General features: G+C 34.3%; 12 protein-coding genes and 1 pseudogene. 9 read left to right on the forward strand and 4 right to left on the reverse strand.

The window, feature by feature from the left end; translation table 11 throughout:
• The first annotated feature begins 21 nt into the window (after window positions 1-21).
• On the forward strand, window positions 22-927 hold the full coding sequence (locus L0Z58_RS02190; protein ID WP_010962598.1) for an OTU domain-containing protein: 906 nt from the start codon (window positions 22-24) through the stop codon (window positions 925-927).
• A 75-nt stretch (window positions 928-1,002) separates the two neighbouring features.
• Entirely contained in the window at window positions 1,003-2,178 is a 1,176-nt protein-coding gene (locus L0Z58_RS02195) for a CCA tRNA nucleotidyltransferase (protein WP_010962599.1), read from the forward strand.
• On the opposite strand, the gene L0Z58_RS02200 is transcribed toward L0Z58_RS02195, so the two are convergent.
• From L0Z58_RS02200 to L0Z58_RS02210, 3 genes are all read right to left on the reverse strand, one after another.
• Window positions 2,162-3,409 carry a hypothetical protein gene (locus L0Z58_RS02200; RefSeq protein ID WP_010962600.1) on the reverse strand — a complete coding sequence of 416 codons (1,248 nt, stop codon included), beginning with the start codon at window positions 3,407-3,409 and terminating at the stop codon, window positions 2,162-2,164. The two genes, L0Z58_RS02195 and L0Z58_RS02200, sit on opposite strands and share 17 nt — an antisense overlap.
• A gap of 159 nt (window positions 3,410-3,568) precedes the next feature.
• Window positions 3,569-3,937 (reverse strand): hypothetical protein, encoded by a 369-nt coding sequence (locus L0Z58_RS02205; RefSeq protein ID WP_010962601.1) that lies wholly within the window; start codon window positions 3,935-3,937, stop codon window positions 3,569-3,571.
• 135 nt (window positions 3,938-4,072) lie between these two features.
• Window positions 4,073-4,606, reverse strand: coding sequence for an HK97 family phage prohead protease (locus L0Z58_RS02210; RefSeq protein WP_010962602.1), 534 nt, complete (start codon window positions 4,604-4,606; stop codon window positions 4,073-4,075).
• A gap of 568 nt (window positions 4,607-5,174) precedes the next feature.
• Here L0Z58_RS02210 and L0Z58_RS07030 point away from each other — a divergent pair.
• The 3 genes and pseudogenes from L0Z58_RS07030 to tatC all read left to right on the forward strand — a co-directional run.
• Window positions 5,175-5,255: pseudogene (locus L0Z58_RS07030) on the forward strand (WPE palindromic element domain-containing protein); the annotation flags it as partial.
• 603 nt (window positions 5,256-5,858) lie between these two features.
• The gene (locus L0Z58_RS02220) at window positions 5,859-6,956 is read left to right on the forward strand and encodes a type I glyceraldehyde-3-phosphate dehydrogenase (protein WP_010962604.1); all 1,098 of its coding nucleotides are present in this window, start codon (window positions 5,859-5,861) and stop codon (window positions 6,954-6,956) included.
• Window positions 6,953-7,714: a twin-arginine translocase subunit TatC gene (gene tatC / locus L0Z58_RS02225; protein ID WP_010962605.1), complete on the forward strand. Its 762-nt coding sequence runs from the start codon at window positions 6,953-6,955 to the stop codon at window positions 7,712-7,714. Before L0Z58_RS02220 ends, tatC begins: the two co-directional genes overlap by 4 nt.
• Window positions 7,715-7,767: 53 nt before the next feature.
• On the opposite strand, the gene L0Z58_RS02230 is transcribed toward tatC, so the two are convergent.
• The gene (locus tag L0Z58_RS02230) at window positions 7,768-8,223 is read right to left on the reverse strand and encodes an arginine repressor (RefSeq protein WP_010081874.1); all 456 of its coding nucleotides are present in this window, start codon (window positions 8,221-8,223) and stop codon (window positions 7,768-7,770) included.
• Window positions 8,224-8,348: 125 nt separating this feature from the next.
• Between L0Z58_RS02230 and L0Z58_RS02235 the strand changes: the two genes are divergently transcribed.
• From L0Z58_RS02235 to L0Z58_RS02250, 4 genes are all read left to right on the forward strand, one after another.
• Window positions 8,349-9,083 (forward strand): ABC transporter substrate-binding protein, encoded by a 735-nt coding sequence (locus L0Z58_RS02235; RefSeq protein WP_022626280.1) that lies wholly within the window; start codon window positions 8,349-8,351, stop codon window positions 9,081-9,083.
• Window positions 9,083-9,730, forward strand: a complete 648-nt coding sequence (locus L0Z58_RS02240; RefSeq protein WP_022626279.1) for an amino acid ABC transporter permease — start codon at window positions 9,083-9,085, stop codon at window positions 9,728-9,730. The genes L0Z58_RS02235 and L0Z58_RS02240 overlap by 1 nt, the downstream gene beginning before the upstream one ends.
• Window positions 9,714-10,355 carry an amino acid ABC transporter ATP-binding protein gene (locus tag L0Z58_RS02245; RefSeq protein ID WP_010962606.1) on the forward strand — a complete coding sequence of 214 codons (642 nt, stop codon included), beginning with the start codon at window positions 9,714-9,716 and terminating at the stop codon, window positions 10,353-10,355. The genes L0Z58_RS02240 and L0Z58_RS02245 overlap by 17 nt, the downstream gene beginning before the upstream one ends.
• A 102-nt stretch (window positions 10,356-10,457) precedes the next feature.
• Window positions 10,458-11,290, forward strand: a protein-coding gene (locus L0Z58_RS02250) for an IS5 family transposase (RefSeq protein ID WP_233395575.1) whose coding sequence is annotated in 2 segments (ribosomal slippage) — window positions 10,458-10,803 and window positions 10,803-11,290 — 834 coding nt in all. Because the reading frame shifts where the segments join, the coding sequence is not laid out codon by codon here.
• Window positions 11,291-11,476: the final 186 nt, after the last annotated feature.

Raw genomic sequence — 11,476 nt, forward strand, 5'->3', positions numbered from 1 at the left:
AGCTTAAATTAAGGTAAAACTATGACTACAGCTAAGAAACGGAAACTACCAAGTGACCTTCATGATGTTGAGGTTGGAATAAAAAGGCCCAGGATCTCAGGGCAAGAAATAACTCTTTTAAATAGTAACCCTTACCCTGACAATTTCTATGTAGGACAAGCAATTGGTAATGGAAGCTGTTTTTTTGACTCGTTCAGGCAAAGTCTAGAACAACAGACAGGAGAGCAAGTTACTGCCGAAAAATTAAGAAATGATTGTAGGGAATTTGCGCAAAAGAATCCACCAAAGTGGTTTACAAATGCAATTGTCAATAGTCATGATAACAATGGCCAGCACCGTAGTGAAACTGTAGATAATTATACAGCAGACATTATGCGTAACAGTAGGTGGGGTGATCCTGACGTTGAAGGCAGAATACTTTGTGAAAAGTATAAGGTAAAGCTACATGTTATAGAGAACCAGACTGTTGATAACCAAGATCTGTCTTTGCATGAATTAATAGACAATTCAGGTTCAAAAAGTGCAGGTGAATACAATAAAGTTGATTATGATGATAGTAGTACTGTGCATATAATAAACAAAGGCGGATTGCATTTCGAACCATTGCTTGATAGAAATAAAAGTTCAGCAAAACAACTGCAAGAACAAGAAGATTTCCTATTAGCAAAAAAACTGCAGCTAGACGAGATCTTAGAATATTGTAACCTTTCAAAGGATATCTCTGAGAGAGCAGAGGTTGAAAAGGGATTTGATAAGTTATTGGCAGAAAATGCTGATGGAAAAATTGGTGATGTTGTAGGGCAGTGCGTTAGTGATATAAAGCAGCGCATAGAGCAGCAAAACCCTTCAAGTTTACTAAGATGTGGTACGGAATCGATGGCAGAACCATTTCATCAACAACGAGCACCACAACTTGTAAAATCTTAATAGCCCTGTATATTTTTATATAGGGCTTTTGCAAGCATTTCATATAATATGAACTTGCAGTACGTACTAACCTAAATGCAAGTTGACCATGAGACTAGTTTAATTATTGATGCCATAGAGGAATTTGGTGGTGAGGCTAGGCTTGTCGGCGGGTGTGTGAGAGACTCAATTTTGCAGCGTGATGTCCACGACATCGATTTAGCTACTAATTTGCTTCCCAATCAAACGATTAAAGCGCTAAAACTCCGTAATATAAAAACTATTCCAACTGGCTTAAAACATGGAACTATCACTGCGGTTCTAAATCAGAGGTCTTTTGAAATTACGACACTAAGGCATGATGTGAAATGTGATGGTAGGCATGCAAAAGTAGAATTTACCAATAATTGGCAAGCGGATGCTTCAAGGCGCGACTTTACATTTAATGCTCTGTATGCAGATAAGCATGGCCATATATATGACTACTTTGGTGGTATAGAGGACTTAAAAGCGCGAAGGTTAAACTTTATAGGCAACGCTGAAGATAGAATTAAAGAAGACTATCTACGTATTCTAAGAGCTTTTCGTTTTCATGCAAAAATATGTGTCGGAGATTTGAGTGATGAAATACTAAGCGTATGCAAAAAGCATTCGCATATGATCCAAAACCTCTCTGGAGAGAGAATAAGAGATGAAATACTTAAATTGCTGGAGTGCAATGATCCTTTTCCAACACTTAAGAGCATGCAAGAATCTGATGTTTTGCAAAAGATTATCCCAAAAGAAGTAAAATGCGAAATTCTGTCTTCGCCACTTCTTTTGGGCACTGATGCACTAGTAAAATTAGCGTTACTCCTTAGGGCTACTAAAAAAAATGACAGGTTAAGTCTTGGAGAATATGTAAGCAAATTTTTACGTCTTTCGAACAAGCAAAAGAAAAAGCTGCTATTTTTACTATCCAACGATATCAAAACAGAACTCTCAGAAAAAGAGCAAAAAAAATACATATCTTTATTTGGTAGAGAATTATATTGTGATTTAGTGAAAATTTGTGGTGTTGAGTCTGGAGAAAATGTTGATGAATACATTTCATTTGCTAACACATTCAATATTCCAAAATTTCCTTTATCTGGCGATGATTTAATAAGTATAGGTCACCAGCCAGGAAAAAGTTTAGGTAGAAACTTGGAATTGCTAAAACAACATTGGGAAGATAGCTCCTACACTTTAACAAAAGAGGAGCTGGTGCTTTATGCTAAGAACCTATTCTAACTGCTTTCTGACTGTTCAATGAATGTATGCTTGCAATATTAGGGGAACTCATAGAGGAATTAGGTATATGTTCTTTTTTAGCTTTTTCTGTTAATTGATATTCGTTTACTCCTCCTTGAGTTTGATTACACATTCCCTGATCTGGAGATAAAAATTTATCTCTTATGCTTAATGCCAGTTGTAACTCTTGAATCTTATTTGAAAAACATTTCATTTTAGCCTCTGTTAATTTTCCTGTAACAATTTCTTTAAGCAATTCTCCTGAGTCGTTATTATTATTATTCTTGCTATTAAAGCTGTGCAAGATAGAGTCTACAATCTTATTTACCCCTTCTTGTTTGTTAAATTCTAATTTTTTTACGCATTTTCTAGCAGAAGGTGACAACTTGGCTTTTAACGTGTCATCTCGTAGTTCTTTACCCATATTTTTTCCAATGTTACAATGTCCGTTGACAACTTCTTTAACATTAGCTTCTATGATCTCCCTTGCGGATTGTTTCAAATTACTTTCTAATAATTCAAGCAGCTTACTGCTTTCAAATTTGCCATCATCTTGATTTGATAGAGACTTTATAGTTTCATTAAGCACGTTATGGCAAAAGTGTTTCTCTTTAAATTCAGGAAAACCTTTTTTTAACTCCTCGTTTTTCCCAGATAAAAAGTTATTGAGACCCTTATCCCTAGAAAGCTTATTGGGCAAGTTTCGTAATTTTGAAAGAGTTGATTTTGCAGTAGATACTGTACTCACTGCACCTGCCTTTTTAGCCAATTGACCTTCTTTTGCTTCCTGTAGTTTCTTAGTGTCAGCTTTCAATTGACCTTCTAAATCAATCTCCAATTGTTGTTTAGATTCTTGAACACTTTGTAATTGCTTCCCCAAGTTCTCCATTTCACCCAATTGAGCAGTCAATGTATTCACACTTAATCGTAGAGCTTTGTTTTCATGACCTAAGTCACTGACTTTATTTTCTAATTCAGTATTTTTGTCTTTAGCCTGACACAATTTATCAGTCTGTGATTTAAGTAAAGCCACTAATTTGCTAGCTTGCCATTGTTGATTCAATTCAATTAATTTATCCTCCTTGTCCTTTAACCTACTCTTAAGTTCTATTATTTGTGCTTGCAGACTTTCATTATCTTTCCTAGTAGCTTCAATTTCTTCTCCTTGCTCTCTTATTATCATGTATTGATCAAATATAGTTTTCTGTTGTTCATCAACTTTATCCTGCATTGCTTTTTTATCTTGTTTGTATTTGGTTAGTTCCTCTTCTCGTTCGCCTGCATCTTCTGTAAGTCCCTTATAACTCTTTTCAAGTCCTTCAATTGCAGATCCTAATTCTCTATTTTCTTCTTTTAAGGAAGCATTTTGTAAACGTTCAAGTTCTAATTCCTAATTTATGCCCTCCAGCTGTTCTTCTAATGCTTCATCATCTTCCTCTGTTATCAATGCTACTCCATCAGTCTGAACCCCTCCATCTTTGTTTATCACTACACTTTGGCTCTCTTTCTCTACAACTTCAGGTTTTAAGTCAACTTGAACACTTCCATCTATTGTCTTAAAAGCATCAGTTTGAACTTCATTGTTTGCAGTAGTTTTATCGTAGTACAAAATATTTTCTGCCCATCTATTCCATCTCTTGGGCAATATTCGTCCAATCGTTTTTAGATATAACCAAGCAAATACAGTAGACCAGCTGTATTTTTTTTCCTTTCGCTTAATATTAATTTCATAATTAACCTTATTATTAATATTTAGCATAAAATTACCTTATTTTTTAACTTTAATTTACAGAAAATTTTAATAGTAATAAAATTATATATATTAGTATAAATGTTAAACAAATACTAACGCAGGTGTCAAATTATGGTAAAGTCTTTGCCCGCCTAATACACTTTAAGCAGAAATGTACATGTCTGCAAGTACAGCATTTGCTTTTTCTATCGCTCTTGCTAACACTCCCTGTTCATTGTTCTGATTTTTCACATTGATTACCTGAGCAGCCAAGTTTGCAGGAAAAGTGACCAAACTGACTTTCCATAATTCCACTTGTTTTAACACTCTAGCTCCACTTTTATGATCAACATCATACTCTATAGGTATATAGCCGATGGAAAGTCCGTTAATTGTCCCAGTTTTGAGCATCAAATACACTTCTTCTGCTTTCTGAATACCCAAAAGTAAATGTGCGGTTATATACAGGCCAACATCATTTTCATAAATATCTATGATACTACCTATAGGTTCGTCAGGATTATGCTGCCAAAGGAGTTTTATTTTATTTCTGTTTAAATTTTCCTTAAATGCTCCGGGCAATATCAGATCATTTTGTTTATCAACTATGTTAAAAACGCTCGCATAACCAGAAAATACACCGTTTTCTCCTATACTTTTTATTGACAATGGTGAATAGAGAAATTTCTTATTCATAAAGCCTCCTGTAGTATTGGGAATTTTGTTTCGCAATGCACTGCGATATAATTCTATTATATGCAGTGCTCTAAAAGGGGGAAGCACTTTCTTAGTTACTAAAAACGCTAAATTGTAATATGGTACAATGTTACAACGATGTCATGAAAGTAGCTGAAACTGGTTCCTTTATGACGGCAGTACCTTCTTCTGTCATCCGAGTAGCCTCCTTTTTTTGTCATCCCAGTGCTTGACACTGGGATGGCTTTGTTGCATCGCTACTTATGAAAGGCTAACTATAGTTAGGATTATAAGCAACCTATTGAAAATCTTGTTTTTTTGCAATCAATCTGATCAAATTTAAGAATAGTAATTTGTTATTTATATTAATAAATTTAATTCTATTGAAAATAGCTAAAGCATTGAAATTCTTGAATTTTAGCCGGATTGGTAAATGGTAGTGAAATTTCTTTTACTCAAATTTAGGTATTCATTGACCGTTCTTGTTATAAATACCAGAATAATAAGCTACTGATATTCCCTATCTTTTTTATCTTTAATCCATCATAGCTAGCGATGCAACAAAGCCCACTGGGATCCAGAAGACTTAATTTCAACCAAGTGGCTGCATAATAAAGGCTGGATTCCAGTGTCAAGCACTGGAATGACATCACAGGGGCATTGACCTCTCTTGGGCTCTTTTAGCTATAAACATTAAGAAATTTACCAAATGAAAAAAAGGCAAAAGAAGCCCTGGGGTTATTATCTGCTTTAAAATATTGGCGTTTTTTATGTTTTAAACGTTTGACAAGCAAGATTGAGCTGCTTTTAATTGCAACTAACCTACGCTGCAAATGTTTAAGAAATTTACCAAGTAGAAAAAAAGACAAAGAATCCCCGAGTTAGCTAGTCTTTTACTATCTCTGTCAAGTATTGGCATTTTTTGATGTCTTGTAACGCTTTATAAGCGCGTTCAGCTTATTTAGATAAAAATCTAGATGTAGATGAAGTTTTGTAAAGACATACAGTATCTATATACTGCAAAAAATTAAACATAAGACGCCGATACATTAAGTAATCCTTACCTTTTAATCTGCAGATTGGCGAAAGCAAATACAATAGCTTCAGTTTCATGATAAGGGAGCTGGCGGAGTTTGTCAAGCAAGTTTTTAGCCCTGTCTCCTTGCTATAATGTTCATATCGATAGAAAAGCAAAAGAATAAAATGAAATATCAAGTGATATCCTCTATAATTAAATTTTTTGAATGAAGAGATGACGATTCGTGTAGGAATTAATGGTCTGGGTAGAATAGGCAGAGGCGTATTGCGTGCTATTTTCGAAATAGAAGAATATAGCAAACAAATAGAAGTTGTAGCTGTCAATGGATCGCTCAGTGCAAAGCAGCATGCACATTTGATTAAATATGATTCTGTTCATGGCAAATTCAGTGGTGATATTGATTTTAATGAGTCTCAAAATTGGATTTCTATAAATGGCAAAAAGTTTTCTTTATATAGAGAACGGAATCCTGAAAATATTCCTTGGAATGTTGATGTAATACTTGAATGTACTGGTGCATTCAATAAACGTGAAGAAGCAATAAGGCACAATGCAGAGAAAGTAATTGTCTCTGCTCCAGTTCCGGATGCTGATGTCACTATAGTTTATGGTGTGAATGACGATATGCTCGAAAAAGAGCATAAAGTGATATCAGCAGGTTCTTGCACTACAAATTGCCTTGCTCCGATTGTGAAAGTCCTACACTCCAGTTTAGGTATAAAAAGCGGTTTTATGACTACTATACATGCCTACACGAATGATCAAAATGTTCTTGATGGTAATCATAAAGATTTGCGTAGAGCAAGGGCTTGCGGATTATCTATGGTGCCAACTACAACCGGGGCAGCAAAAACAATTGGTTCTATAATTCCTGAATTAAAGGGCAAGCTAGATGGCACTGCCGTCAGAGTTCCGGTTAGCAATGTTTCTATGGTTGATTTTACATTTACGACTGATAAGAAAGCGACCGTTAAAGAAATCAATGAAATGTTTAAGGATGCAGCTCTCTCCTCTACGTCATTCCAGCGCGTGACGCTGGAATCTAATTTCTGGATCCCAGTGTCAGCTACTCGGATGACATCAGAGGGTACTAGGATGACAGAGGGTTATCCAATGTCAAATGTACTTTCTATATGCGAGGAACCTTTAGTCTCAATAGATTTTGTGCATAACCCTTATAGTGCAATTGTGGATTTAACTGGTACATATGTTACAGGTGATATATGCAGGGTTGCAGCGTGGTATGACAATGAGTGGGCTTTTTCGCTGAGAATGTTAGACATAGCATTATTGAGCTATAGTAAAGTATGAACTGGAACTCAAGCAAATACGCCTCATTTTATGAGCACTTTGCGGAACTCAGAAAAAGAGTTATCTTTTGCTTTCTATTTTTTTGCGTTGCTTTTGGTTTTTGTTATTACTTTAAGGAAAATATATACCGTTTTTTACTCGCACCTTTAATAGAAGCAACAAAAGGTAGCGAAGGTTTTTCTTTAATTTACACAGACTTAACAGAGGCATTTTTTGTGTATCTCCAAGTTGCAATAATGAGCGCACTTTTGTTTTCTTTTCCTGTGTTTGCATGGCAATTTTATATGTTCTTAGCACCTGGGTTATATAAAAGTGAAAGGGCAGTGTTGTTGCCATACTTGATTGCAACACCGGTTTTATTTGTAACGGGAGCTACTGTAGTCTATTACTATATATTTCCTTTAGCCTGGAAGTTTTTCATCACTTTTGAACATAGTGGGAAATCTTTCGGTATACCAATAGAGTTTATGCCATCAGTTAGCGAATATTTAGACCTCGTTCTCCAATTTATGTTTGCTTTTGGCACTGCATTTCAAATTCCAGTAATACTCACATTAATGGTGAGAGTAGGGTTACTCACTACACAAAGTTTGTCAAATAAACGCAGAATCGCGATAGTGGTAATTTTTATTATCGCTGCAATCTTAACTCCACCTGATGTATTAAGCCAAGTAGGGCTTGCAATACCTATGCTGATTCTATATGAATTGTCCATTCTGATATGTAGGTATATTGAAAAAAAGAAGACAAAGATTTAAACAAAGAAATCCCTCTTATCTCCTTTATATCACATTTTTAACTTACAACATTCTTATTCAGGACTTAAATATGGAAATGTTTCATAAATTGATTGTAATACTTTGTTAAGTTCAGCCTTACTTTTGATGATCAATAATACTGTATCATCACCTGCTATAGTTCCTATAATTCCTATGTTTTTGCTATTATTTAATGAATAAATAACATACTTCTGATCTAGAAAGTAAGCTAGGCTGCTAGCTTGTCCTGGTTGAGTGTGTAGTACTATTAAACCAAAATCCGAAATTTGCATATTAAGTATTAATGGTAATCGATATTGGTTGATGTCAATTACTTTATACATACCAGCAACTTTGGCAATTTTAAGTTTTTTTAATTTTCTTGATAAAGTAGCCTGAGGAATGTTGTGCCCTCTTTCTTTAAGCAAGGTCTGTAAATCGCTCTGCTCTAAAATTTCGTGATTTTGAATAATATTTAAAATATGTTCACCTAGTGTGTTGTCATGCATTATGCATTTTCCTCATATTGAATATGTAATAAGTATATTTGAAATTATATTCATTATTTCTTGACTATTCAATTTTTAATGTCTATATTCATAAGATGAATAAAATATGAATATAAATTAGTAATATGAAAAAATATATTTTAAATGCTATTATAGTGATAAGTATTCTATTAACAGGATGCAAGGAAAATAAACACGATAATATCATTAGATTTGCAATTTCTGCAGATTATCCACCTTTTGAATATTATGAAAATGGTAAATTTACTGGCTTTGACATTGAGCTTGCTCAATTAGTAGCAAAAGAGTTAGGTAAAGAAGCGATATTTAAAGATATGCAGTTTAGTGCTATATTTGCAGCATTGCAAAGTAATTCTGTAGATGCTGCTATATCTACTATTGGTAGCACAGAAGAGCGTGAAAAAAATTTTGATTTTTCAAATAGTTATTATACAGGGGAATTTGGTATTCTATATCACAAAAATAAACCCATAGCCGGTATAAACAACTTAACTCACAAGAAGATAGCCGTTCAACTAGGAACTGTCATGGAAATTTGGCTAAAAGAGCATGTTCCTACAACAGCTCAAATTATTGCTATAGACAATAATAATCAAGCTGTAGAAACATTAAAGTCTGGTCATGTTGATGGCGTCCTAATTGATGAATTCCAAGGTAAAGTATTTAGCAAAAAAAATCCTGGTCTATCATGGTCAGCCACTGCCAAGTTAGATGGTGGTTATGTTATTGCTGTGAATAAAGGATCTGCTTTAAAGGATAAAATAAACGAGGCATCAAAAAGTTTAGAAAGTAAAGGTGTAATACAAAAAATAGCAGAAAAATGGCTAGGAGATAACTGATGCAGGAATTAATTTCTAATTTCTTGTTTGTTGGAACAGGCCTTGCCTTTACTTTAAAATTATTGATTGGAGGACTGCTTTTAGGTGTGAGTCTAGGGGGATTATTGTCAGTACTCAGATATAATAAGATCTGTATTCCATTAATTAATGGAATTATATCTGTAATACGTGGCACCCCCCTTATATTACAGTTAAGTGTTGTTTATTTTATGACCCCAACCATTGCAGGAATTAAATTAAACATATTTAGTGCTGGCATTATAGCATTTGGTCTAAATAGCTGTGCTTATATTGCTGAGATTTTACGAGCTGGTATTGAAACTATATCAAAAAACCAGTTTGAAGCAGCTAAAACTTTACAAATACCTAGTTTCTATATGTGGAGAGATATTATATTACCACAAGTTATTAAAAATATTCTTCCTGCAATGATAAATGAGATCATTGCACTCCTTAAAGAAACGGCATTAATCTCTACTATTGGTGGTGTTGATATTATGCGCTCTGCGCAAATGCTTGCAGCAGAACAATTTACTTATTTTATACCACTTTGTCTTGCTGGGGCTTATTATTACGCTCTTGTATTACTAATTGAATATATAGGCAAAAAGATTGAACAGAAAGGTATATATGATAAAAATGCATAATGTTTGTAAATTATTTAATAATGTTCCAGTACTTAATAATATTAACCTGATTATAGAGCAATCTATAGTTGGTCTTGCTGGTCCTTCTGGTAGTGGTAAATCAACATTGTTACGTTGTATACAAAAACTCGAAGTTTTAGATTCTGGTAGCATTGAATGCAATGATAGTACTGGTTTTGTATTTCAGGATTTTCAACTTTTCTCACATATGACTGTCTGGGAAAATCTTACATATGCTCCCAAACTTAAAAACAAAACTCAGGATCAAAGTGATTCACTACTTGAGTCTTTGGGTATTGCCTCTAAAAAAAATGATTACCCTAGTAATCTATCCGGTGGGCAAAAACAGCGGGTTGCGCTTGCCAGAAGCTTAATGATGAATCCAAGGATTCTATTATGCGATGAGCCAACGTCTGGTTTAGATGTAGCAACAATAGTCGACGTTGTGGAACTACTACAATCAGTTAGAGATATGGGTATTACTATGATTATCGCTTCTCACAATTTGGATTTTTTAACAAAAATATCAGATCGGATTATTCTGTTAAAAAACGGAAAAATAATTGTAGATATCAATCCTAAAGAAATTGATGAACCAACAAACTATTTAAAAAATAATTATTAAAAGAGAATCACTCATATCATACTGAGAGCTATAACAGATCTTAGAGGTTGTCCGGAAACAAGTAAAAGGCTATAATATCTGAAATTTTAGTACGGGGTAAAGATGAGAAAAAAGTATCCAACAGATCTAAGCGAAAGGGAATGGTCAAGAATAGAAAAACACTTCAGAGTATCATACAAGAAAGGAGGAAGGCCGCCAAAGTATAGCAAAAGAGAAATATTAGAAGCAATTTTCTATGTATTGCGTACAGGGTGTCAATGGCGGTATTTACCAAATGATTTTCCGCTATGGAAGACTGTGTATGAGCAGTTCAGGCAATGGAAGAAGCAGGGAATTTTTGAGAAAATGAATTATGAAATTACAAAATATAGTAGAAGAAAAATAGGAAGGAATGAGCAGCCGAGTGCCTGTATAGTAGATAGTCAATCTGTAAAGACTACAGAAAAGGGGGGATCAAAGGCTATGATGGAAGTAAAAAAGTAAAGGGTAGAAAAAGGCATATAATTACAGACACTCAGGGTTTTATACTAGGTTGTTACGTAGGCGCTGCTAACGAAAATGATAGAGATGGTATTAAAATAGCATTAAACAATATGAGAACAAAATATACTAAAGTTAAAAAAATGTGGGCTGACATGGGATACCAAGGAAGAAATTTAAAGAATCACATAAAGGAAGAATATGACATAGATATTGAAATTGTTAAAAGGCCTCCATGTAGATTTTGGGTGCACAAAGATACGCCACCTGAGCTACTACCAACAAGAGAACAAGGGTTTAAAGTACAGCCAAGAAGATGGGTTGTAGAAAGGACTTTTGCTTGGGTTAATAGGAATAGAAGGCTATCGAAGGAGTATGATTTACTCACAACATCCACTGAGAATTTCATATACCTAGCTATGAGTAGGGTTATGTTAAAGAGGGAATATGCTTGAATTTACTAGTTTCCGGACAACCTCTTAGCATCGAAAATTACATAATATACATTATGGAAAACAAAATTACATAATGTAAGAAGCAATGCTGAAAATAAAATCACATAATATAGCAAACTATAGCTAACCCAAGAAAGGTTTTCCTACGTCATACCGCCGTGATATCTCAGCATAGATTCCGCTAAC

Origin of the sequence: Wolbachia endosymbiont of Aedes aegypti (assembly GCF_021496215.1) — a bacterium.
In the GTDB taxonomy this organism is placed as follows: domain Bacteria; phylum Pseudomonadota; class Alphaproteobacteria; order Rickettsiales; family Anaplasmataceae; genus Wolbachia; species Wolbachia pipientis.

Excerpts from the sequence above, each read along its gene's own strand:
- L0Z58_RS02205 (WP_010962601.1), bottom strand. The coding sequence starts at position 3,937 with ATGCTAAATATTAATAATAAGGTTAATTATGAAATTAATATTAAGCGA.
- L0Z58_RS02245 (WP_010962606.1), top strand. The coding sequence starts at position 9,714 with ATGATAAAAATGCATAATGTTTGTAAATTATTTAATAATGTTCCAGTA.
- L0Z58_RS02195 (WP_010962599.1), top strand. The coding sequence starts at position 1,003 with ATGCAAGTTGACCATGAGACTAGTTTAATTATTGATGCCATAGAGGAA.
- L0Z58_RS02210 (WP_010962602.1), bottom strand. The coding sequence starts at position 4,606 with ATGAATAAGAAATTTCTCTATTCACCATTGTCAATAAAAAGTATAGGA.
- L0Z58_RS02200 (WP_010962600.1), bottom strand. The coding sequence starts at position 3,409 with ATGCAGGATAAAGTTGATGAACAACAGAAAACTATATTTGATCAATAC.
- tatC (WP_010962605.1), top strand. The coding sequence starts at position 6,953 with ATGAACTGGAACTCAAGCAAATACGCCTCATTTTATGAGCACTTTGCG.
- L0Z58_RS02230 (WP_010081874.1), bottom strand. The coding sequence starts at position 8,223 with ATGCATGACAACACACTAGGTGAACATATTTTAAATATTATTCAAAAT.
- L0Z58_RS02190 (WP_010962598.1), top strand. The coding sequence starts at position 22 with ATGACTACAGCTAAGAAACGGAAACTACCAAGTGACCTTCATGATGTT.
- L0Z58_RS02235 (WP_022626280.1), top strand. The coding sequence starts at position 8,349 with ATGAAAAAATATATTTTAAATGCTATTATAGTGATAAGTATTCTATTA.
- L0Z58_RS02220 (WP_010962604.1), top strand. The coding sequence starts at position 5,859 with ATGACGATTCGTGTAGGAATTAATGGTCTGGGTAGAATAGGCAGAGGC.
- L0Z58_RS02240 (WP_022626279.1), top strand. The coding sequence starts at position 9,083 with ATGCAGGAATTAATTTCTAATTTCTTGTTTGTTGGAACAGGCCTTGCC.